This is a genomic window from Flavobacterium frigidarium DSM 17623 (assembly GCF_000425505.1).
Classification (GTDB): Bacteria; Bacteroidota; Bacteroidia; order Flavobacteriales; family Flavobacteriaceae; genus Flavobacterium; species Flavobacterium frigidarium.
Genome location: NZ_KE384392.1, coordinates 255,453 through 279,263, shown reverse-complemented (window position 1 = coordinate 279,263; position 23,811 = coordinate 255,453). Strand labels below are relative to the sequence as shown.

The window sequence follows — 23,811 nt, the reverse complement described above, 5'->3', positions numbered from 1 at the left end:
TTTCAGAAATAAATACATTAAGTAATATCTAATCCAAATGTTGTTCTCAATAGATCAATATTTGGATTTATTTCGTGTAAACGATTGTAGCGATCTTGGTCGTTAAAACTTCTTTTGCTCTCAAAACTCTCATTAACGATCACTTCGATAGTAATGTCATGATTGTGTAAATGTCCGCGCAAATGTCCTATTAAACCATTTTTTTGGCTTTCAAAATCTAATTTAGAGCCTTCGTTCGGTAATTCGATACTAATCACGGTTCCGTTTAAAACAGGATCGTTGATTAATAATAATGATTCCATGATCTTAAATCCTTTGGCACCCAACTTTTTAGCATAATTGGTCCATTGAATCATCATTTCAGTTTCTGTAAAGGCTTCTGTGGGTAAGTTTTCGGTTGGTTTTACGAAGTTTTTGCTGCTTTCTTCAAGTGCTTTTTTTGCTTTGATGCTCCCTATTGAAAATGCCGAAACTTTAGGTCCATTAAATGTTTCCTCCTTTTTAACAACTGGAACAGGAGGAGGCGTTGCACTTATTGTTGGTGCTGGAGTAGGTGCAGTTATCGTTTCTTCTGAACTAACGGTAGGAGCGGTTTTCTTAACTTCGGCAATAGAATAATCAGGTTGTTTTCTAAAATAGGTAGGCGGAATTATAAAGGACTCAACTTTTTTTTTTCTCCATCATAATTGATAGAGGCAAGTTGCATCAAACATAATTCAACGAGTAATCGCTGGTTCTGACTCAATTTGTATTTTAAATCACAGTCATTGGCAATTTCGATTCCTTTTAATAGAAATTCAGTGCTGCATTTTTGTGCTTGCAATCCGTACATTTTTTGTGCTTGCTCACCTACCTCAAGTAAAGTTAAAGTAGCGGGTGTTTTACTTACCAATAAATCTCTAAAGTGAGAAGCTAGACCTGATACAAAATGATGTGCATCAAATCCTTTTGATAAAATATCATTAAAAGCCATCAATAAATCTGGAATCTTACTCTCTAGTAATAATTCGGTAATGTTAATGTAGGTTTCGTAATCAAGAACATTTAAATTCTCCGTAACTGCCTGACGCGTCAAGTTGGTACCACAATAAGAAACTACTCTATCAAAAATCGATAAAGCATCACGCATCGCACCATCTGCTTTTTGAGCGATAATATGCAAAGCATCATCTTCAAACTGTACTCCTTGACTTGTAGCAACTTCTGCAAGGTGCTCTTTAGCATCTTTTACAGTGATTCGCTTAAAATCAAATATTTGACATCGAGATAAAATAGTAGGAATGATTTTATGTTTTTCGGTCGTAGCCAAAATAAAAATCGCATGTTTAGGCGGTTCCTCTAATGTTTTTAAGAATGCATTAAAAGCAGCCGAAGACAACATGTGCACCTCATCAATAATATACACTTTGTACTTTCCTGTTTGTGGAGGTATGCGTACTTGATCAATCAAACTACGAATATCATCAACAGAATTGTTTGAAGCAGCATCTAATTCGAAAACATTAAAAGCAAAATCTTCAGTAGGATCATCATAACCAGGCTGATTAATTTTACGGGCTAGAATACGGGCGCAAGTTGTTTTCCCTACACCACGAGGTCCTGTAAATAATAATGCCGAGGCCAAGTGATTGCTCTCTATAGCATTTAGTAAAGTATTTGTTATAGCTTTTTGCCCCACAACATCGTTAAATGTTTGTGGTCGGTATTTACGAGCTGATACTATAAATTGTTCCATAGATTTTTATTCGAAAGCAAATATAGTCAATGCAATTAGATTTTAAAAACGATACTTTACATAATTATCAACTAAAAAAAAGTGTGAAATTAACCTGGTTTTATTAGATACAAAATAGCAATAGCAAGACATTACAAGACAGATTATTACTTGCTTTTGCAACAATAAGATGCTATAAAAAATGATTCTCTTATTCTCTCTGTCTTATTTGGATATCTATAATTGCTCGCAAGGCATCGGTAATTGAATTGGGAGCAAATCCAGAAACAAAAACGCCTTTCTTACCATTTTTTGGTTGGATTCCATATACTGTAGCTTGATCGTCTGGATTTGTAAAACCTTCGTATCGGTACACATGTGCTATATTTATATCTTCTGCATTGTTGACTATATAGTCTTCATCCAGATTATAATCATAGGTAAACCCTAAAAGTTTTAACTCGTCTAGCGCTTTTGAAACAGAGGCATAATGATAGGTCTTTTTCATAATTGTTGCTATTTAAATTCAATTGCCATTCCTAACTAAATAGTTACAAAGTTAAACAGCTCTCTTTCGACCATCTTTAGTGCTCAAATTGATTAATATTTGTCCTGCTTCGCTAATAGAATTAGCCGCAAAACCGGTTACAAAAACACCTCTTCGACCTGTAGAACATTTAATACCATAAACAATTGCCTCATCTCCAGGATCAGTATTGCCTTCGTATCTGTACACATGCTCAATTTCGTATTTCTGTGGATTTTTTACAATTTCTTGTTCATTAATATTAAAATCATAAGTAAATCCTTTTTCATGCAAATCGTCTAATGCTTTTGAAACCGTGGCATAGTGGTACATTTTAATTTTCATAAATATAAAGTTATTGGTTATAGCTTAAAGATAAGTCTTTTATTATTAAGAGATTATAAAACTGTTGTTAAAGTAAATAATACTTTGTAGAAAAGGTGTAATAAATAATGTAAATTTGCGCAACAGACCGCCTTATCGCTGTTTTGTTCCTGATACCTATTAGGACAAGAGAGAGGAAAGTCCGGACACCATAGGGAAGTATAGCGGGTAACACCCGTCAGTGTTAATTTATTAATGCTAGGACAAGTGCAACAGAAAGTATGTACAGGTAATGCTGTAGTGAAACCAGGTAAACTCTATACGGTGAAATATCAAGTATATCAGCATTTAAGGGTTTCTCGCTCGTTGTTGAAGGGTAGATAGCTTGAGTCTCAAAGTAATTTGAGATCTAGATAAATGATGAGGGTCTCGATTTATCGAGATACAGAATCCGGCTTATAGGTCTGTTTTTTTACTAATTTAATGCATTGTGATTTTGAAATCAATAATAACCATTAAGAAATTAAGTAATAGTAAGTTTTTCAATTTGCTAGGCTTTATTTCTTAATGGTTTTTTTTATCTAAAAAATAAATTATGAAAACAAGAATAGGTATTTTAGGTCTAGGTGGAGTAGGTGGCTATTTTGGAGGTCTTTTGGCGAAAGCCTATAAAGATTCCGAAACAGTTGAAATTGTATTTATTGCAAGAGGGAAAACCCTTGAGATAGTATCAGAATCAGGTTTGAAATTGATCACAGACGAAGCTGAGACTATCGTTTTTCCAGCTATTGTCTCTAATGATCCCGAGCAAATAGGGAAACTTGATTATTTAATTTGTGCTACAAAAACTTATGATATCGAGAGTAGTTTAGAAACACTTAGAAAATGTATTACTAAAAATACGGTTTTTCTACCTTTATATAACGGTGTAGATGTTCCAGAGAGAATTCGAACATTATATCCAGATAATGAAGTATTATTAGGCTGCGTCTATATCGTTGCCATGATCGAAAGCCCCGCAGTTATTAAAAAAGTAGGGCCTATCGAGAAACTTTTCTTTGGTTCAGATTCGGCACCGCTCTCTAAGTTGAAAGCATTACAAAGTATTTTTGAAAAAGCAGCTATCGAAAGTAGCCTTTTAGAAAATATTGAAGCAAAAGTGTGGGAGAAATTCATTTTCATCTCTAGTTTAGCTTCCGCTACATCGTATTTAAATCAGAATATTGGAGAAATTATTGCGTCTAATTCAAGTAGAACTTTATTCGTGAATTTATTGCAAGAAATTACCATGCTCGCGGCGGTAAAAGGACTTGATTTACCGGGAGATATTACCATGAAGACGATCAATCAATTAGAAAAAATGCCACACAGCGCTACTTCATCAATGCATAGAGATGTCATTGCTGGGAGCAACTTTGAGTTGGCTTCGTTAACTGAATTTGTAGTTAATGAAGGAATAAAATATGAGGTTGATATGCCTAATTACACAAAGGTTCTCGAAACTTTGTTACCTAAAATGCCTTCAGATGAAGCACTTTAAAATTGCGGTTTTCCTCTTTTATAAATTAGTTAAAAAGCCCGTCACGGTTTCGAACTGTGACGGGCTTTTTTTTATCTATTTATTAATTTTGCCTTTTCACGCATGATGTCGGCAATTTTTCTGTTTTCGATTTTACTTTCTAACCACGAGATAATGTCTAAGTATAAAAAGGCTCTTTTTTCATAGGTGTTTTTTTCCAACTCAATGAAGCGAGCACGCATTTTTATAAATTCTTTCTTGATATCTGCAGGATAGAGTGAATTCAAGTTTTTCAAAAACCGAATAATTTCTTTTTGAACTTCGTGTAAATCATTCATTTTTAAAAGAAACTTATAGGTACTCTTAAGCTGTGATTCTAAGTTGAAATCTTTTCCCATTTCGTAATGAACAATTAAATACAATAACCTAGCAAAGCACATTAAGTCCTCACGCATGCTTAGATTTTTATTATTAATGATCTTTTCTAGATAGAAAATAGATTCAGCATATTTCTCTGTCCCAAAGTAAATACAAGCAATTTTATAGTAAAACAACATTTCGTGATGTTCATCTAAGTGCTCACTATGCAATTTTATTTTGTGTAAGATTTCCGGAATTAGGTATTCACTTTCATTAAAAGTACCTTCTAGAATATGGTAATTTAACTTGTTATTGTATAAGTATAAAAATGACAATGATGCAATATTGTCGTTTGCTGGAAACTTAGAGTTGTTTATCGTCTCCTCTAACTTTAAAAGATATTTTTTAAAATTAGATTTGTATTTCAACATGAACAATGATTCTAGCAAATAGTGATTTCCTTTTAAGAAAAAGACTGGATTAAGATAGATCATATTTGGATTATCATAAAACAGTGTTACCCACTTGTAGGCATATTTGTAACTAGCCAAGAAATCTTGCACTAAAAAGCTGTGCCACAAATTAGCATTGTAAAACCAATATTTTTCACGAAAACCAAATTTATTCTCATCAAATTTCGAGATATGTTTCGTGAAATACTCGTCAATGTATTGAAATTCTTCATCTGTTTTTGCGTAACCCGTTTTAAGCATGATTCCGTACAGTTGAAGTGAAAGGTTTGATAATTTACTCGAAATAGTATTTCGATAATTCAATTCCTTTGCTTGCACCACAAGTTCGTCCGCACGACCTTGAATACTTCGTGTGATGTATTGTGATTCAATAAGTTTTTCGAACTCAACAATTTCAAAAGCCATGTATTTTTCGTCATTTTCTAACGCTTGGATTTTAGTTTTGTCTAATATCTTCAAACTTTGCTTATAAAGTCCTTTATTATATAGAATACTAGCAAAATCAATTTGTTCTCTTAATTGGTATCGTATGTTCTGACTAGGGATGTTCAAACGAATGCTTACCAGAATTTGCTTGTATAAATACGACTTCAAATTTGATAACTGTACCTTCTTGATGGCACCACTTTTTAATATAATTTTCTCGTCATACGTTTCAGACTTATCTAAAATATTAAACAATTCAATAAACTTAGTATGCGAACTCGCTTCTAATCTGCTGGCAAATATTTTAAATTGTCGCTTTTCTGACTTAGAAAGTGATTTAATTAATACAAATAAAAAATCTTTTTGATGGTTAGCCATTGTAAAATAGTAAAGCTTAAATAATTGGTAATCAATAACTTATATCTTTATAGTTTGCTTTATGAGCAGTATATTTCGTAGGATTTGGTTTTATAATGAGGGAATCAAATCTAACTTTGTTATTGAAATGTGAAATTACATTAAATAAATGAAAATGAATAGAGAGAAAGTTCAAATTTTTGACACCACTTTAAGAGACGGAGAGCAAGTTCCAGGATGTAAATTAGATACCAAACAAAAACTAGTAATCGCAAGTCGACTGGATGAGATGGGTGTTGATATTATCGAAGCTGGTTTCCCCGTATCTAGTCCTGGTGATTTTTTATCTGTTTCTGAAATTAGCAAAATTGTAAAGAATGCTACTGTTTGTGGGTTGACTAGAGCAGTAAAGAATGATATAGATGTTGCCGCAGATGCTTTAAGATATGCTAAACGACCAAGAATTCATACTGGTATAGGAACTTCTGAATCGCATATTGTTCATAAATTAAATACTACTCGTGAGGATGTAATCGCCAGAGCAAAAGCTGCTGTAGCCCACGCAAAATCATATGTTGAAGATGTAGAATTTTATGCTGAAGACGCTGGACGAACGGATAACGAGTTTCTTGCTCGAGTCTGTGAGGAAGTGATTAAATCAGGAGCGACGGTATTAAATATCCCAGATACAACTGGCTATTGCTTGCCAGAGGAATACGGAGCAAAAATCAAATACCTTAGAGAGAATGTAAAAGGTATAGAAAATGTGGTTTTGTCTTGTCATTGTCATAATGATTTAGGAATGGCTACCGCTAACTCGATCTCAGGAGCTATTAATGGTGCTAGACAAATTGAATGTACCATTAACGGAATAGGGGAAAGAGCAGGAAATACGGCACTTGAGGAAGTAGTAATGATTTTTAAACAACATCCTTATTTGAATCTTTATACTGATATAAACACGAGACAATTAAACGAAATGAGTCGTTTGGTTTCTGAAAGTATGGGAATGGTGGTTCAGCCAAATAAAGCAATCGTAGGTGCTAATGCCTTTGCACATAGCTCAGGAATCCACCAAGATGGTGTGATTAAAAATAGAGCAACCTATGAAATCATGGATCCGCTGGAAGTAGGCGTAAATGAATCATCAATAGTCTTGACAGCTAGAAGCGGAAGAGCGGCGCTAGCATATAGAGCAAAAAAGGTAGGTTATGAATTGACAAAGGTACAACTAGATATTGTATACCAAGAATTCTTAAGATTTGCCGACATAAAAAAAGAAGTAGTAGATGAAGACATTCATCAAATAATAGAAGCTTGTAAGAGCGTAACCGTATAACTGTTTGCATTAGACCAAATAACACAACTAATTATTTTTTCTAATTGATTATTAATAGCGAGAGATATGAATTTAAAGATAGCAGTTTTACCAGGAGACGGAATAGGACCCGAAGTAGTTTTACAAGCCAAAAAAGCATTGTATGCCATTAGCGTGATGTTTGATCACGAGTTTATTTTTGAAGATGCCTTAATTGGTGCTGTCGCTATTGATAAAACAGGTACAGCATTGCCTGAGCAAACATTGAATCTTTGTTTAAATACAGATGTAGTTTTACTAGGAACTGTAGGAGATGGAGATCCAAAATACGATAACAATCCAGATGCACAAAAACGTCCATCACAAGCAGTTTTAAAATTAAGAAAAGAATTAGGGCTTTTTGCTAATAAAAGACCAATTAAGACCTATGCAACATTAATGCATTCGTCGCCTTTGAAAAGAGAGATTATCGAAGGTACCGACTTTATCATTTTTAGAGAATTAACAGGGGGAATATATTTTAGTGATAAAAGTTTAAACGACGAAAAAAACAAAGCCACTGATGTATGTGAATACTCAGAGGAAGAAATTACAAGAATTACACACTTGGCATTTCAAGCAGCTCAAAAAAGAAGAAATAAAGTTACTATGGTGGACAAAGCCAATGTTCTTGAAACTTCTAGGTTATGGCGAAATGTAGTGCAAAAAGTGGCTTATGATTATCCAGATGTAGAATTGAATTTTCTTTTTGTGGATACCGCAGCAATGCAATTAGTTCTTAATCCGAGACAATTTGATGTTATTCTAACTGAAAATCTTTTTGGAGATATTCTTTCTGATGAGGCAAGTGCAATCACGGGATCAATAGGATTATTGGCTTCAGCATCTTTTGGTACTAAAAAAGCACTATTCGAACCAATTCATAAATCGTTTCCGCAGGCTAAAGGGAAAAATATTGCAAATCCTATAGCTTCAATCGTTTCAGCAGCTATGTTATTAGAACATTTCGGCTTGACCGAAGAAGCAAAATTAGTTCACGAAGCAATTGAAAAAGCGATTGAATACAATGTAGTGACCTTGGATTTAAATCCTGGAACTAGTTTTGGAACTAATGAAGTAGGGGAGTTTGTTTCCAACTTTATTTTGAACAAAGATGATTTGATGTACTTCAATAATGATAATGTACACATCGGACAGTCAACTATCGTTTAGATTAAAAAAATAAATTAAAAATACAGCAAGAAATACATATAATGGAATTAAATAAATATAGTAAAACCATCACCCAAGACGAAACGCAACCGGCAGCACAAGCGATGTTGTACGGAATAGGATTAACAGAAGAAGATCTTAAAAAAGCGCAAGTAGGGATTGTAAGTATGGGTTACGAAGGGAATACCTGCAACATGCACTTGAACGATCTAGCCAAGGATATTAAAAAAGGAGTATGGAAAGAAGATCTTGTTGGTCTAATTTTTAATACTGTGGGTGTAAGTGATGGAATTTCGAATGGGACTGATGGAATGCGTTTTTCACTAGTATCGAGAGACGTAATCGCTGATTCTATCGAAACAGTTATGGGAGCACAATGGTATGATGGACTAATAGCCGTTCCAGGTTGCGACAAGAATATGCCAGGATCTGTAATTGCGATGGGTAGAGTAAATCGCCCATCGATTATGGTTTATGGAGGAACAATTCATTCTGGTAAATGGAAAGGAGAATCTCTAAATATTGTTTCTGCGTTTGAAGCATTAGGAAAAAAATTCAGCAATACTATCGAACCAGAGGATTTCAAAGGTGTTATTAAAAACGCTTGTCCAGGTGCCGGTGCTTGTGGAGGAATGTACACTGCTAACACCATGTCATCAGCAATTGAAGCTTTAGGAATGAGTCTGCCTTACAGTTCGTCAAACCCAGCTTTAAGCCAAGAGAAAAAACAAGAATGTATTGATGCTGGAAAAGCAATTAGAATATTGTTAGAAAAAGATATCAAACCTCGAGATATAATGACTCGTGAAGCATTTGAGAATGCGATCACCATGGTGGCTGTTTTAGGAGGATCTACAAATGCGGTGATGCATTTAATTGCAATGGCACATTCTGTTGATATCGAAATCACATTAAAAGATTTCCAAGACATTAGTGACAAAACACCATTACTAGCTGATTTAAAACCTAGTGGAAAGTATCTAATGGAAGATTTACATGAAGTAGGTGGCGTTCCAGGAGTGATGAAATATTTATTAAAAGAAGGACTTCTTCACGGAAATTGCTTGACTGTAACTGGTAAAACATTAGCTGAAAACTTAGCTGCTGTTCCTGACTTAAACGATGGACAAGAGGTTATTCACGAAATCCAAAAAGCATTAAAAGCAACAGGTAATATACAAATACTTTATGGTAATCTAGCCGAAGAAGGTTGTGTTGCTAAAATTAGTGGTAATGAAGGAGAATATTTTGAAGGAGATGCTATCGTTTTTGAAAACGAACATGATGTAATTAAAGGCGTTCGTGCTGGAGAGGTAAAACCAGGTAATGTAGTCGTCATTAGATACTGTGGACCTAAAGGTGGGCCAGGAATGCCTGAAATGCTTAAACCAACATCAGCGATTATGGGTGCAGGTTTAGGAAAAAGTGTCGCTTTGATCACTGATGGTAGATTCTCTGGTGGTTCACATGGCTTTGTTGTTGGTCACGTAACGCCAGAAGCTTTTGATGGAGGTGGAATTGCACTAGTTGAAAATGGTGATATCATCACTATCGATGCAGTCAAAAACACTATTAACTTAAAAATTTCTGACGAAGAGTTTGCTGCAAGAAAAGCAAAATGGGTGCAACCCGAATCGAGTATTAAAAAAGGAGTTTTACTAAAATACATTCGTTCAGTATCAAGCGCATCTACGGGATGTGTAACTGACAAATAAAGCAAAGAGCGTTAGTCTCAATGCGAATAAATTATATCCGATGGAAACAAATAAAATATCAGGCGCAGAAGCCGTTATTAGATGTCTATTAGCAGAAGGAGTAGATTTGGTTTACGGCTACCCTGGTGGCGCCATCATGCCAGTCTACGATGAATTATATAAGTTTAAAGACGAATTACATCATGTATTAGTTCGTCACGAACAAGGTGCAACACACGCCGCACAAGGATTTGCAAGAGCAACAGGAAAAGTGGGTGTGGCAATAGCAACTTCGGGACCGGGGGCAACTAATCTAGTTACAGGAATTGCAGATGCACAAATTGATTCAACACCTATGGTTTGTATCACAGGACAAGTTGGAAAACACTTGCTTGGCTCAGATGCTTTTCAAGAAACTGATATCATTGGCATTTCGACTCCGGTGACTAAATGGAATTACCAAATTACAGAAGCTTCAGAGATTCCAGAAATCATGGCCAAAGCTTTTTACATTGCAAGATCAGGTCGTCCAGGTCCAGTATTAGTAGATATTACTAAGAATGCACAATTTGATTTGCTTGATTTCTCGTATGAAAAATGTACAGCCATTAGAAGTTATGTTGCTGTTCCAAAATTAAAATTAAAAAAAGTTGAAGAGGCTGCCGCGATTATCAACAATGCTAAAAAACCCCTAATTGTTTTTGGACAAGGTATTATCCTTGGTAAAGCTGAAGAGTTGTTTAAAGCATTTGTTGAAAAAACAGGAATTCCTGCCGCTTGGACTATTTTAGGATTATCTGCATTACCTACAGACCACCCTCTAAATGTGGGAATGTTAGGGATGCACGGAAATTATGCACCTAATATCATGACTAATGAGTGTGATGTTTTAATTGCTTTAGGAATGCGATTTGATGATCGTGTTACAGGAAATTTAGAAACCTACGCGAAGCAAGCAAAAGTGATTCACTTTGATATTGATCCAGCTGAAATTGATAAAAATGTTAAAACAGAAGTAGCAGTACTAGGAGACGTAAAAGAATCTCTTGAAGCAATTCTACCTCTCATCGCAAATAAATCTCATGATGACTGGCATACTAAATTTAAGGAATTATATAAAATTGAATGCGAAAAAGTAATTAATGAAGAGCTCGCTCCTACAAATGGTAAAGGAATTTCAATGGGTGAAACTATCGAAATGATTAACAAACATTCAAAAGGAGATGCTATCATGGTTTCTGATGTAGGTCAGCACCAAATGTTCACTTGCCGTTATTCTAAATTCAATCAATCTAAAAGTAATGTTACTTCTGGAGGTTTAGGAACAATGGGATTTGCTTTACCAGCAGCAATTGGAGCTAAAATGGGAATGCCAGATCGCGAAGTAGTTGCTATTATTGGAGATGGTGGTTTCCAGATGACAATTCAAGAACTAGGAACTATTTTTCAAACAAAAGTACCGGTAAAAATAGTAGTCTTAAATAACGAATTCTTAGGAATGGTACGTCAGTGGCAGGAGTTGTTTTTTGACAGAAGATATGCTTCTACAGAAATGACTAACCCTAATTTTACAGCTATTGCAGAAGGTTATTATATCAAAGCAAAAAAGGTAACAAAACGGGAAGATCTAGACGCTGCAGTTGCTGAAATGTTGGCTTCAAAAGAGTCTTACTTTCTTGAAGTAATGGTCGAAAAAGAAAATAATGTATTCCCAATGATACCTACAGGAGCATCAGTTTCAGACATTCGTTTGTCTTAATGTAGTTTAAAGTTTAAGGTATAAAAGTAAAGTCAATTGAAAATGGATGTTGGCCAACTTTAAACATTAAACATAAAAGCTTTGAACATAAAAAAAATGGAAAATAAAACATTCACGATTTCTGTTTATTCAGAAAACAACGTAGGACTGCTTAACAGGATATCAGGAATATTCTTGAAGCGTCACATTAATATATTGAGTTTAAATGTTTCAGAATCAGAGATTGAGACTGTTTCAAGATTTATAATAGTTGTGGATACCACTGAAAAATGGGTGCAAAACATTGTAGGTCAAATAGAAAAGCAAATTGAGGTTATTAAAGCTTTCTATCATGTAGACGAAGAAACAATCTTTCTAGAAAATGCCCTTTTCAAAATTGAATCAAGTCTGCTTTTTGATGAAAGACAAATTCAAAATATTATCAAAGAAAGTAATTCAGAAATTGTTACTGTAGCAAGAGACTTTTTTGTGATTTCAAAATCAGGAAAAAGATCAGAAATAGAAGAGCTGTATTCGAAACTAAAACCGTACGGAATCATGCAGTTTGTACGCTCAGGAAGAATTTCTATTTCGAAAGAAAAAATGGAAATTTCAGCATTATTAGAAGAACTAAAACAAAATTAAAAATATAAAAATGGCAAATTATTTCAATTCATTACCACTTAGATTACAATTAGAACAATTAGGCGTTTGCGAATTCATGGATCAATCAGAATTTGCTGATGGAATCGCGGCTTTAAAAGGTAAAAAAGTAGTAATTGTAGGTTGTGGAGCTCAAGGTTTGAATCAAGGATTGAACATGAGAGATTCTGGTTTAGATATTTCTTATGCATTGAGACAAGAGGCAATTGATCAAAAGAGAGCTTCTTATATGAATGCCGCAGACAATGGTTTTAAAGTAGGAACTTATCAAGAATTAATTCCTACAGCAGATTTAGTTTGTAACCTAACGCCAGATAAACAACATACTGCAGTAGTTACTGCAATTATGCCTTTAATGAAAAAAGGATCAACACTTGCTTATTCTCATGGTTTTAATATCGTTGAAGAAGGAATGCAGATACGTAAGGATATCACAGTTATTATGTGTGCTCCTAAATGTCCAGGATCAGAAGTTCGTGAGGAATATAAAAGAGGTTTTGGTGTGCCTACATTAATTGCTGTTCACCCTGAAAATGACCCTAATGAGGAAGGTTTTGCTCAAGCAAAAGCTTATGCTGTTGCAACAGGAGGACACAAAGCAGGGGTGTTAAACTCATCATTTGTAGCTGAAGTAAAATCAGATTTAATGGGAGAGCAAACCATTCTTTGCGGAATGTTGCAAACAGGCTCTATCTTGTGTTTTGATAAAATGGTGGAGAAAGGTATCGAACCAGGATATGCTTCAAAATTAATTCAGTACGGTTGGGAAACTGTAACAGAAGCCTTGAAACATGGTGGTATCACTAATATGATGGATCGTCTGTCTAATCCATCAAAGGTAGAAGCATACAGACTAGCTGATGAATTAAAAGATATTATGCGTCCGTTATTTCAAAAACACATGGATGATATCATCTCAGGTGAATTTTCAAAAAACATGATGATTGACTGGGATAATGACGATGTAAACTTATTGACTTGGAGAGCCGCTACTGCTGAAACTAATTTCGAAAAAACAGCGCCACAAGAAGCAGCTATTTCGGAACAAGAATATTTTGACAATGGTATCTTGATGATTGCAATGGTAAAAGCTGGTGTGGAATTAGCTTTTGAAACAATGACTGAGTCTGGAATTATTGAAGAGTCTGCATATTATGAATCGTTACACGAATTGCCTTTGATTGCCAATACAGTAGCTAGAAAAAAATTGTACGAAATGAACAGAATTATTTCTGATACAGCAGAGTATGGTTGTTACTTGTTTGATCATGCGTGCAAGCCATTATTAACAGAATTCATGAAATCGGTAGATACAAATATCATTGGTAAGCCATTCTCAACGTCAAATAATGTTGATAATGCCGTATTAATTGCCGTGAATAAAAGTATTAGAGTACACCCAATCGAGCAAGTGGGAGAGTGGTTGCGTACATCAATGACTGCAATGAAAAAAATAGGATAATAATTAGAGGGAATTGCCACACAACAGTGTGTTTAAATCGGTATAAATGCATTGTTTTCTGTATTTTGGATTAGTAAACAACATCGCATAAAAATTAAAATGCATATGACCGCTCATTACATTCACTTAGTTAATACAATAACTAAGTGAAGTAATTCCTTTTAAATTTAAGGATGTATATTTTTTTAATTTGTTACAAGATTATATAATGCAGAGAGATCTTATGTTAAAAATACAATTTAATCCTCTAAGTCATATACATGGTTTAGAGGTTTAAAATTGTTATTTTTTGTTTTAATTTTTATTTATTGGTTTGAATAATTATTAAGTAAAGAGGTGAAATGGCTATGCTGTATCACCTCTTTTTTATTGTAGCTGTATTAAAAATCTGCTGATTTTAATGCATTCCTAATTTATCGTGCTTTATATTAATAATTACATATGATTTCGTAGGAATTAATGGTTAAAATTGTTTTAGCAATACAGAGAGTTTTAATACATTTATAAAAAATTAAAAAAGCATGAGTTACTACAAAGTTGACAATCTAGAACAATATTTCAAACATTATAACAAATCTGTTCGAGAACCAAGAAAATTTTGGGGAAAAATCGCCGAAGAAAATTTTACTTGGTACCAGCAATGGGATAAGGTTGTCGATTTTAATATGGCTGAAGGGGATATAAAATGGTTTACTGAAGCCAAATTAAATATCACTAAAAATGCAATCGATCGTCACTTGAATAAAAGAGGCGACAAAACGGCTATTATTTTTGAGCCAAATAATCCGGAGGAAGAAGCTCTTCATATTACGTATAATGATTTGCATCAAAGAGTTTGTAAAATGGCCAATGTTTTGCGTGATCAAGGAATTGCTAAAGGTGATCGTGTCTGTATTTATTTACCAATGATACCAGAATTAGCTGTGGCATTGTTGGCATGTGCTAGGATAGGAGCGATTCACTCGGTTATTTTTGCTGGTTTTTCTGCAGATGCAGTTAGCAATCGAATCACAGATAGCGGTTGCAAGATGGTTATTACTGCTGATGGTGGCTTTCGCGGAAGCAAGACAATAGCATTAAAAGAAATTATTGACGAAGCACTAGAAAAATGTGATTCTGTCGAAAAAATATTGGTGGTAAAAAGAACCAATACACAGGTTAACATGAAGGAAGGCAGGGATCAATGGATGCAGCCTTTATTAGATGAAGCATCAGATAATTCAATTGCTGAAATCATGGATGCAGAAGATCCTTTGTTTATATTATACACTTCTGGATCTACAGGGAAACCAAAAGGAATGGTACATACTACTGCAGGTTACATGGTACAAAGTGCCTACACGTTTAAAAATGTTTTTGCTTACGAGGAAACAGATGTTTTCTGGTGTACCGCTGATATCGGATGGATCACAGGACACTCTTATATTGTTTACGGTCCTTTATTAAATGGTGCTACTACAGTAATTTTTGAAGGTGTTCCATCGTATCCCGACTTCAGTCGTTTTTGGCAAATTATCGAAAAACACAAAATCACACAGTTTTATACAGCACCTACAGCTATTAGAGCTTTAGCTAAAGAAAATTTAGAGTATATTAATAAATACGCCTTAAAATCATTGAAGGTTATTGGTTCCGTTGGTGAGCCCATCAATGAAGAGGCTTGGCACTGGTATAATGACCATGTTGGTGCAAAAAAATGTCCCGTTGTTGATACTTGGTGGCAAACCGAAACTGGAGGAATCATGATTTCACCACTAGCTTTTGTAACTCCTACAAAACCCACGTATGCAACTTTACCATTGCCTGGAATTCAACCCGTTTTAATGGATGAAAAACGCAATGAGATTGAGGGGAATCAAGTAGTAGGAAGTCTTTGTATTAAGTTTCCTTGGCCAGGTATTGCACGTACAATTTGGGGAGACCACAAGCGATATATCGACACTTATTTTTCGGCTTTTCCAGGTAAATTCTTTACTGGAGATGGTGCTTTGAGAGATGAAGTAGGGTATTACCGTATTACCGGTCGTGTTGATGATGTTGTTATAGTATCTGGACACAATTTAGGTACTGCTCCAATTGAAGATGCGATAAACGAACATCCAGCTGTTGCAGAAAGTGCAATTGTAGGTTTCCCTCATGACGTTAAGGGTAAAGCACTTTATGGCTATGTGATTCTTAAAGAAACAGGAGAAATTAGAAATAAAGAAAACTTATTTAAAGAGATTAACCAGCACATATCTGACCACGTAGGTCCTATCGCCAAACTTGATAAAATTCAATTTGTTGATGGTTTACCTAAAACGAGGTCGGGTAAAATCATGCGTAGAATTCTTCGCAAAATTGCCGAAGGTGACTTCTCTAATTTTGGTGATACCTCGACTTTACTGAATCCCGAAATTATCGAACATATAAAAGAAGGTTCTAAATAATATTTTAAAATTGTCTTTATAATGCCCTTTCAATTTAAATTGAAAGGGCATTTATTTTTATTGCTATTTCATAATTATCAAGCGTTCGTTTGTTAATCCTATTATAATCTTTGAGCGAGTCTTCGACTAGTCCTATTAGGAATGCTATATTTACATTTAATGCTTATTTTATAATGAAAGAACTAGAAAATAAATACAATATTGCAGATTGGTTAGATAATCTTTTTATCAATGATTTTGGACTCGATACTACCTTAGCGCTCTACTTAAAACTACTAACACTCATAGCTGTACTTTTTATTGTAAGCATGATCGCTTACTTTGTAACTAAATATTTTGTAGTAAGTTTAGTCAACAAATTCATTTTAAAAACAAAGGCAACATGGGATGATATTCTAGTGGAAAAGAAGGTTTTCGAAAAAATTGCTTATCTCGTGCCTGCCTTCATTATTGTCCTAGCGGCACCTTATATTTTTGGGGATTTTCCTTCGCTTATCAAGTATGTAATTTTACTTTCGAATGTTTTTATAATCATCGTAATCTTCAGGTCGCTTCTAAATCTTTTATCTGTATTTGGAGTAATCTTATCTGGTACAAAAGGGCTTCGAGACAAACCAATTACCACCTATATTCAAGTCTTGAAAATTGTGGTCTACTTCGTTGGTTTAATATTAGTACTCTCCTTAATTTTAGGAAAAAGTCCGTTTTACTTTCTTGGCGCCATGGGAGCCATGACTGCTATTTTACTACTGATTTTTAAAGATACGATCCTAGGTTTTGTTGCCAGTGTACAAATGTCTGTTTATGACATGGTGCGCGTGGGAGATTGGATTTCGATGCCGAAATTTGATGCAGATGGTGATGTTCTGTCTATTAACTTAAACACAGTAAAAGTTCAGAACTGGGATAAAACAATCACTACTATTCCCACATACGCTTTCATTACAGATTCTTTCAAAAACTGGCGTGGAATGAGCAATTCAGGAGGTCGACGAATTAAAAGAGCCATTTATTTAAAAGTAAGCAGTTTTAAATTTTGTGACGAACAAATGTTAGATAAGTTTCGTTCTTACAAGTTAATTAAATCTTATATCAATGATCAAACAACTGCAGTCAATAAATACAACACAGAATTAGCAGAAAATGAAGAAACCCCAGCAACAATAAGAAGATTAAGCAACGTGGGTGTTTTTAGAATTTATGCTGAGAAATACATCACCGCAAATCCACATATTAATAAAGACATGATGATTATGGTGCGACAATTAGAAGCGACTTCTAAAGGGTTACCACTAGAGATTTACTGCTTTAGTTCAGAGAAGGATTGGTTAAAATACGAAAACATAATTTCTGATATTTTTGATCATTTATTGACGATTACAAGTGAATTCGAATTAGAGGTTTTCGAAGAGTTCACGGGTAATAAGTACGCTCATTTGCAAAAAAAATCAAATGTTACTATTAATGATGACTTTAATTAAAATCAACTATATAATCTTATAGTTTTATAAAGTAAGCTTTAAATTGCATAACTTCATCATCATGTTAATGTATATATTTACTTCACGATGAACTCAAAAAAAGTGCTAATTATTGGAGGTGGTTTAGCTGGTCTTACGGCTGCGCTTCATCTATCTAAGTACGGTATCGATGTTACTTTAATCGAAAAAAATAATTATCCTAGGCATAAAGTATGTGGTGAATATATTTCCAATGAAGTGGTACCTTACTTTCATTATTTAGGGATTGATCTTACTACAATTAAACCTTCAGAGATAACTGATTTACAGTTTTCTAACGTGGATGGAAGTATTCTTTCGACTACATTACCATTAGGAGGTTTTGGAATTAGTAGATACGCATTAGACCATTATCTGTATAAAAAAGCGGTTTCTAATGGTTGTAAAATAATTATTGATCAGGTTGAAAATATTGATTTCGAGAACAATTTATTTACCATAACTACTCAAGCTGATAAGATTTTAACTGCGGATTTGGTTCTAGGCGCTTTTGGCAAACGTTCTAATATCGACCAGAAATTACAGCGACCATTTTTCAAGAAGCAATCAAAGTGGCTTGCAGTGAAAGCGCATTACCATTTCACAATGCAGAAGGATTTAGTTGCACTACACAATTTTGATGGTGGTTATTGCGGTGTTTCTAAGATTGAAAACGATATTGTAAATATTTGTTATTTGGCTGATTACAAGTCTTTCAAAAAATACAAAAACATAACTGATTTTCAATCGCAGGTGATGGCTAAAAATCCCCATCTCAAAAAGATATTTGAAAATAGTACGATGTTATTTGACAAACAACTGACTATAAGCCAAATCTCATTCGATAAAAAGAAAGCAATAGAAGATCATATTATCATGATTGGGGATACTGCAGGCCTAATTCATCCGCTTTGTGGTAACGGAATGGCTATGGCGATTCACAGCGCAAAAATTGCATCAGAACTAATCATAAAATACAATAGTAAGACGATAGGAACGAGAGCAGAATTAGAAAAGGAATACCAAAAAAAGTGGAATCTTACATTTAAAAAAAGGTTGCAGGCAGGACGCTTTTTGTCTTTAATCTTAGAAAATAAAAAGAATGCTAATTTGGTTCTAAAAATGGTTACTACCTTCAAATTTATCTTACCTTACATTATCAAGCAAACGCATGGAAAACCACTTACAGTTGAATCATAAATGGGCTTAACAACAAAATACAGAACAGATCAAGAGGAAATCATGGACGATTTTGCCATGGAAGGCGAAATACTTCGTGATGCCCTAGATAAAATAGCGAGCATCAATCAATTGCTAGGCGGCAATAAACTAACACTTCATGGAGTGAAGGACATGTTGTCTACTGCTGAACAAGATAGAAAATTTACCATTGTCGACGTGGGATGTGGTAATGGCGATATGTTGAGAGCGCTAGCAGATTATGCAACAACTAAAGGGCTTACTTTTAATTTGATTGGAATCGATGCTAATAATTTTACGATTACGCATGCCAGAGACTTATCTAAAAACTACACTAATATTTCCTATCGATGCGAAGATATATTCGATAAAGAATTTGAAAATCTTAAATATGACATTGTACTTTGCACATTGACATTGCATCATTTTAAAGACGATCAAATTGAAAAATTGCTTAGTGTTTTTTATAAGAACGCTACCTTAGGTGTTGTGATCAATGACTTGCATAGAAGTAAAATAGCGTATCGTTCATTCCAAGCGTTGTGTAAAGTATTTCGATTAAATGATATGTCACGCGAAGATGGATTGGTTTCGATATTAAGAGGATTCAAGAAGGTTGACTTGATTCAGTTTTCTGAAAAATTAGGTTTCAGAAAATACGATGTTAAATGGAAATGGGCTTTCAGGTACCAATGGATAATATATAAAATATGAGTGTAAAAATAAGTTCAGTTAGCAAGCAATTACCTAAATATTCAAGAACCACCGAGGAGATCCTTCCTTTTCTAGATCATTGGTTGATGAATCAAGACGATCGTTTTATTCGAAAAGTCAAAAAGATTTTTGAAGGAGCTGCCGTAGACAAAAGGTATTCTATAATGGATCCTATCGAAGTTTTTACACAGTCGTCTTTTGAAGAGCGCAATGATATTTATACTCGAGAAGTAATCGATTTAGGCGAAAAAGTGCTTATTAAAGCTTTAGAAAAGTCCAATTGGCAAGCAGAAGATTTAGATTTTATCATCACAGTGAGCTGTACCGGAATCATGATTCCGTCCCTAGATGCGTACTTAATCAATAAATTAAAATTAAGACAAGATATTGTGCGATTACCCGTTACAGAAATGGGATGTGCAGCTGGAGTTTCGGGAATTATATATGCTAAGAATTTTTTAAAAGCCAATCCTGGTAAAAGAGCAGCTGTAATTGCTGTTGAAAGCCCCACGGCCACGTTTCAGTTGGATGATTTTTCAATGGCAAATATTGTAAGTGCTGCCATTTTTGGTGATGGTGCTGCCTGTGTTTTACTTTCTTCTTGCGAGGAGGATGAAGGACCAAAAATTCTTGATGAAGCGATGTATCATTTTTATGATAACGAACACATGATGGGTTTTAAATTAACCAATTCAGGCTTACAAATGGTTCTTGATATTGCAGTTCCAGATACTATTGCTTCGCATTTTCCAGCGATAATCCATCCTTTTTTAGAAAAAAATAATTTAAAAATTGAAGAATTAGAACATTTGATATTTCATCCAGGCGGAAAAAAAATTGTGCAAACAGTTGAAGCCTTATTTTCTGATTTGGGTAAAAACATCGACGATACTAAAGCGGTTCTTCAGTTATATGGAAACATGTCTAGTGCCACCGTTTTATACGTTCTAGAGAGAATTATGGATAGCAAACCTAAGGCTGGTGAAAAAGGATTGATGTTGAGTTTTGGACCTGGATTTTCTGCACAAAGGGTGCTACTTGAATTTTAATTTTTGAATCTAATGGATACAACTGCAATTTTAAATCAATTACCCTATACGAAGCCTTTTTTGTTTGTTGATAGCCTTACAAAAATTAGTGATAATGGTGTGTTGGGAACTTACACTTTCAATGAAAATGCTGATTTTTACAAAGGACATTTTAAAGACAATCCGGTAACTCCTGGAGTAATTCTCAGTGAAACAATGGCTCAGATAGGGGTAGTTTGCTTGGGAATTTATTTATTAGACAAAGATATTAACTCTGGAGTTTCAATTGCTTTAACATCAAGCAGTATCGAGTTTCTAAAAGCAGTATATCCTAATGAAAAAGTAACTGTTTCATCTGAAAAAATATACTTTCGATTCGGAAAATTAAAGTGTAAAGTCAGTATGCGAAATGAAGCAGGGATCGAAGTGTGTAAAGGAGAAATAGCCGGAATGATTATCCAAAATAAAAATAAAGATGAATAGGAGAGTGGTCATTACAGGAATGGGTGTCGTCGCTCCTAATGGGGTGGGACTTCAGGAATTTACGCATGCAATAAAAAATGGTCTATCGGGAATTAAAAAAGATCCTGAGTTAGCACGTTTAAAATTCTCATGTCAAATTTCAGGTACGCCAACTATTTCAACCGAGAAAGCGTTAGAATATTTCACGGAACTGGAATTGCGAAACTTCAACTCTTCCGGAATTCTCTATGGCGTGATTGCTGGCTTAGATGCATGGAAAGATGCAGGACTCGAAATAAAGGAAGGAGAAAATCCAGATTGGGATAGCGGGACCATTTTTGGTGCTGGGACATCAGGTATTGAAAAATTTCGCGAAAGCATTTATAAGATTGATGATTACCAAACCAAACGTTTGGGGAGTACGGCTGTAGCGCAAACGATGAATAGCGGCATTAGTGCGTACTTGGGTGGTAAATTAGGATTAGGAAACCAAGTGACTACAAATTCGTCAGCGTGTACGACCGGAACGGAGAGTTTAATGATGGCTTTTGATCGAATACAATCCGGACAAGCCAAAAGAATTCTCGCGGGAAGCACTAGTGATTCTGGACCTTACATCTGGGGCGGATTTGATGCTATGCGAGTGTGTACTTTTAAACACAATGATACGCCAGAAAAAGGATCGAGACCGCTCAGCGCAACGGCATCAGGTTTTGTTCCAGGAAGTGGAGCAGGGGCATTTGTTGTTGAAGATTTAGAGTGCGCATTGGCGAGAGGGGCCAAAATATATGCTGAAATCCTAGGTGGCAATATAAATTCTGGAGGACAAAGAGGTAGTGGCACAATGACAGCGCCTAATGCCGTAGCCGTACAAAGATGTATAAAACAGGCTGTAAAAAACAGTGGGATAAATCCAGAGGAAATTGATGCCATCAACGGACACCTCACTGCGACTACAAAAGATGGATTCGAAATTGGGAACTGGAATCAAGCGCTAGGATTAAAAAATGCTAACTTTCCTTATATTAATTCGCTAAAATCCATGATAGGGCATTGTTTGTCAGCAGCGGGAAGTATTGAAAGTGTTGCTAGTGTATTGCAAATTCATGAAAATTTTGTATTCCCTTCAATTAATTGTGAAGATTTGCATCCTGAAGTGACTGCCATCATCGATGCCAATAAAGTGCCTCAGAAATTAATTGAAATGCCGGTAAACATTGTAGTAAAAGCTAGTTTTGGCTTTGGAGATGTGAACGGTTGTATTGTATTTAAAAAATTTGAAAAATAAAATAAATGGACAGAATTACTATTATCGAAAATTTGAAAAATATCATCACACCTTTCGTAGGCGATAAAGAGGCCCTTGATAACTTAACAGAACAAACAGATTTTATAAAAGATTTAAATATCAACTCTGCCAATTTAGTAGATATCATTTTAGATGTTGAAGACTTCTTTGATATCCAAATTGATAATGAATCGATGGAAAAAATGCTGAATATCGAAGCAACAATTGCTATTGTTGAAGAAAAACTAGCTTCGAAATAACTGACATTAATACTTTATATAAGGTGTTATAAATCTCTTTCAATCAAATAGTTATTTATGATAGGTAATGATGTTGTTGATTTGGCTACAGCCAAAAATGAAAATAACTGGCGGCGCAAAGGTTATCTAGAAAAGCTTTTTACTGAAGAAGAAATAGCGTTAATTAAAACTGCCAATAATCAAGATGTAATGGTCTGGAATCTGTGGAGTAGAAAAGAAGCTGCTTACAAGATTTTTAATCGCGACACCGGTTTACGAGCATTCATGCCTTTGCAGCTCGTTTGTACTTATGTGAATGAACTGCAAGGAACAGTGTACTGCCAAGGAAAAACATATTACACAAAAACGGTTGTAAAGCCAGATCATATTCACACAATTGCTGCTGTTGATACCAAAATATTAGAAAATATTGTGTTTTTAAAAGACCGAAAATTAATCTTAAAAAAAGAAGGCGTTCCTTATTTAGTACAGCCAGAAACTACACAAACAGTACCTGTATCGATATCGCATCATGGGAACTACGAGTACATTATTACAATGTCATAATTATTTAATGCGCAGTCTTGATTTGAGTTTTAAAAATAGTACAGCGATCGTGTAGGCATCATCTGCCGAAGAATTTCGATCACTAATAGGAGTTTTAAAAGCTTCAGAAAGTTCCACTAAGGAGAACTCTTTATCTGTTATGTCCTGTAATTTTCGGTACATAATATCGATATCCAGTGCTTCATTTTTTAAACGACCGCATCCCAAACGTTCTAATGAAGCATTAATCATTTCGACATCAAAATCGATGTGATGACCTACGATTACGGCGTTACCTAAGTAGTTGATGAATTTCTCGATTGCTTCAGGCTCACTAAGTTTTTCCATTTTACTTTCGATAATAAACTCATTAGAAAGTTTGTTGTCATGAAAGTATTTGTACTGTAATAAAATGTGTTCAAAATTATCCCCAATTAAAATACTGTCATCAACGACCGCAAAAGCAGATATGGTCAACACAACATCATCCTTAGGATTTAATCCCGTAGTTTCAGTTGATAGCATGACGTATCTGTTTGATTTTTCGCTAAATTTAGCCAGATACTCTTTGTAAAATTCAGGATACTCTTTGTTTATATTTTTAAGCCAGTCTAGCATAG

At 34.7% G+C, this 23,811-nt stretch carries 23 protein-coding genes and 1 other RNA gene; 18 read left to right on the top strand and 6 right to left on the bottom strand.

What is annotated here, in order from left to right; all coding sequences use genetic code 11:
• Window positions 1–17: 17 nt before the first annotated feature.
• Window positions 18–359: a DNA polymerase III gene (locus H603_RS0114035; protein ID WP_084157751.1), complete on the bottom strand. Its 342-nt coding sequence runs from the start codon at window positions 357–359 to the stop codon at window positions 18–20.
• A 22-nt stretch (window positions 360–381) separates the two neighbouring features.
• Between H603_RS0114035 and H603_RS0114030 the strand changes: the two genes are divergently transcribed.
• Window positions 382–618, top strand: coding sequence for a hypothetical protein (locus tag H603_RS0114030; protein WP_026709207.1), 237 nt, complete (start codon window positions 382–384; stop codon window positions 616–618).
• A 31-nt stretch (window positions 619–649) separates the two neighbouring features.
• Here the strand turns inward: H603_RS0114030 and dnaX are convergent, their stop codons facing one another.
• The 3 genes from dnaX to H603_RS0114015 form a co-directional block, all read right to left on the bottom strand.
• On the bottom strand, window positions 650–1,735 hold the full coding sequence (dnaX, locus tag H603_RS0114025; protein WP_026709206.1) for a DNA polymerase III subunit gamma/tau: 1,086 nt from the start codon (window positions 1,733–1,735) through the stop codon (window positions 650–652).
• A 190-nt stretch (window positions 1,736–1,925) separates the two neighbouring features.
• A complete protein-coding gene (locus H603_RS16895) occupies window positions 1,926–2,222 on the bottom strand; it encodes a hypothetical protein (RefSeq protein WP_035676098.1) in 297 nt (98 codons plus the stop codon).
• Between the two features lie 51 nt (window positions 2,223–2,273).
• Window positions 2,274–2,585 carry a hypothetical protein gene (locus H603_RS0114015; protein ID WP_026709205.1) on the bottom strand — a complete coding sequence of 104 codons (312 nt, stop codon included), beginning with the start codon at window positions 2,583–2,585 and terminating at the stop codon, window positions 2,274–2,276.
• Window positions 2,586–2,704: 119 nt separating this feature from the next.
• Here H603_RS0114015 and rnpB point away from each other — a divergent pair.
• An RNA gene (gene rnpB, locus H603_RS17170) (RNase P RNA component class A) lies at window positions 2,705–3,039 on the top strand.
• Between the two features lie 120 nt (window positions 3,040–3,159).
• Window positions 3,160–4,104 (top strand): ketopantoate reductase family protein, encoded by a 945-nt coding sequence (locus H603_RS0114010; protein ID WP_026709204.1) that lies wholly within the window; start codon window positions 3,160–3,162, stop codon window positions 4,102–4,104.
• A gap of 71 nt (window positions 4,105–4,175) precedes the next feature.
• Here the strand turns inward: H603_RS0114010 and H603_RS0114005 are convergent, their stop codons facing one another.
• Window positions 4,176–5,720 (bottom strand): hypothetical protein, encoded by a 1,545-nt coding sequence (locus tag H603_RS0114005; protein ID WP_026709203.1) that lies wholly within the window; start codon window positions 5,718–5,720, stop codon window positions 4,176–4,178.
• Between the two features lie 154 nt (window positions 5,721–5,874).
• On the opposite strand from H603_RS0114005, the gene H603_RS16890 reads away from it, so the two are divergent.
• From H603_RS16890 to H603_RS0113930, 15 genes are all read left to right on the top strand, one after another.
• On the top strand, window positions 5,875–7,038 hold the full coding sequence (locus H603_RS16890) for a 2-isopropylmalate synthase (RefSeq protein ID WP_084157755.1): 1,164 nt from the start codon (window positions 5,875–5,877) through the stop codon (window positions 7,036–7,038).
• Window positions 7,039–7,104: 66 nt separating this feature from the next.
• The gene (gene leuB, locus H603_RS0113995; RefSeq protein WP_026709202.1) at window positions 7,105–8,229 is read left to right on the top strand and encodes a 3-isopropylmalate dehydrogenase; all 1,125 of its coding nucleotides are present in this window, start codon (window positions 7,105–7,107) and stop codon (window positions 8,227–8,229) included.
• Between the two features lie 41 nt (window positions 8,230–8,270).
• On the top strand, window positions 8,271–9,944 hold the full coding sequence (ilvD, locus tag H603_RS0113990; protein WP_026709201.1) for a dihydroxy-acid dehydratase: 1,674 nt from the start codon (window positions 8,271–8,273) through the stop codon (window positions 9,942–9,944).
• A 40-nt stretch (window positions 9,945–9,984) separates the two neighbouring features.
• The gene (gene ilvB, locus H603_RS0113985) at window positions 9,985–11,682 is read left to right on the top strand and encodes a biosynthetic-type acetolactate synthase large subunit (RefSeq protein ID WP_026709200.1); all 1,698 of its coding nucleotides are present in this window, start codon (window positions 9,985–9,987) and stop codon (window positions 11,680–11,682) included.
• Window positions 11,683–11,778: 96 nt separating this feature from the next.
• Entirely contained in the window at window positions 11,779–12,306 is a 528-nt protein-coding gene (gene ilvN / locus H603_RS0113980) for an acetolactate synthase small subunit (RefSeq protein ID WP_026709199.1), read from the top strand.
• 10 nt (window positions 12,307–12,316) lie between these two features.
• Complete coding sequence (gene ilvC, locus H603_RS0113975; protein WP_026709198.1) at window positions 12,317–13,786, top strand: ketol-acid reductoisomerase; 1,470 nt, start codon at window positions 12,317–12,319, stop codon at window positions 13,784–13,786.
• Between the two features lie 521 nt (window positions 13,787–14,307).
• Window positions 14,308–16,215 (top strand): acetate--CoA ligase, encoded by a 1,908-nt coding sequence (gene acs, locus H603_RS0113970; RefSeq protein ID WP_026709197.1) that lies wholly within the window; start codon window positions 14,308–14,310, stop codon window positions 16,213–16,215.
• Between the two features lie 173 nt (window positions 16,216–16,388).
• A complete protein-coding gene (locus H603_RS0113965) occupies window positions 16,389–17,696 on the top strand; it encodes a mechanosensitive ion channel family protein (RefSeq protein WP_035676095.1) in 1,308 nt (435 codons plus the stop codon).
• An 87-nt stretch (window positions 17,697–17,783) separates the two neighbouring features.
• Window positions 17,784–18,914 carry an NAD(P)/FAD-dependent oxidoreductase gene (locus H603_RS0113960; protein WP_026709195.1) on the top strand — a complete coding sequence of 377 codons (1,131 nt, stop codon included), beginning with the start codon at window positions 17,784–17,786 and terminating at the stop codon, window positions 18,912–18,914.
• Window positions 18,915–19,628: a methyltransferase domain-containing protein gene (locus H603_RS0113955; protein ID WP_026709194.1), complete on the top strand. Its 714-nt coding sequence runs from the start codon at window positions 18,915–18,917 to the stop codon at window positions 19,626–19,628.
• Window positions 19,625–20,677, top strand: a complete 1,053-nt coding sequence (locus H603_RS0113950; protein ID WP_026709193.1) for a type III polyketide synthase — start codon at window positions 19,625–19,627, stop codon at window positions 20,675–20,677. Before H603_RS0113955 ends, H603_RS0113950 begins: the two co-directional genes overlap by 4 nt.
• 12 nt (window positions 20,678–20,689) lie before the next feature.
• Window positions 20,690–21,139 carry a 3-hydroxyacyl-ACP dehydratase FabZ family protein gene (locus tag H603_RS0113945; protein WP_026709192.1) on the top strand — a complete coding sequence of 150 codons (450 nt, stop codon included), beginning with the start codon at window positions 20,690–20,692 and terminating at the stop codon, window positions 21,137–21,139.
• Window positions 21,132–22,406 carry a beta-ketoacyl-[acyl-carrier-protein] synthase family protein gene (locus H603_RS0113940; protein ID WP_026709191.1) on the top strand — a complete coding sequence of 425 codons (1,275 nt, stop codon included), beginning with the start codon at window positions 21,132–21,134 and terminating at the stop codon, window positions 22,404–22,406. Before H603_RS0113945 ends, H603_RS0113940 begins: the two co-directional genes overlap by 8 nt.
• Window positions 22,407–22,411: 5 nt before the next feature.
• Window positions 22,412–22,666 carry an acyl carrier protein gene (locus tag H603_RS0113935; RefSeq protein ID WP_026709190.1) on the top strand — a complete coding sequence of 85 codons (255 nt, stop codon included), beginning with the start codon at window positions 22,412–22,414 and terminating at the stop codon, window positions 22,664–22,666.
• A gap of 57 nt (window positions 22,667–22,723) precedes the next feature.
• The gene (locus H603_RS0113930) at window positions 22,724–23,212 is read left to right on the top strand and encodes a 4'-phosphopantetheinyl transferase family protein (protein WP_026709189.1); all 489 of its coding nucleotides are present in this window, start codon (window positions 22,724–22,726) and stop codon (window positions 23,210–23,212) included.
• Here the strand turns inward: H603_RS0113930 and H603_RS0113925 are convergent, their stop codons facing one another.
• Complete coding sequence (locus tag H603_RS0113925; RefSeq protein ID WP_026709188.1) at window positions 23,213–23,809, bottom strand: 3'-5' exonuclease; 597 nt, start codon at window positions 23,807–23,809, stop codon at window positions 23,213–23,215.
• Window positions 23,810–23,811 lie beyond the last annotated feature (2 nt).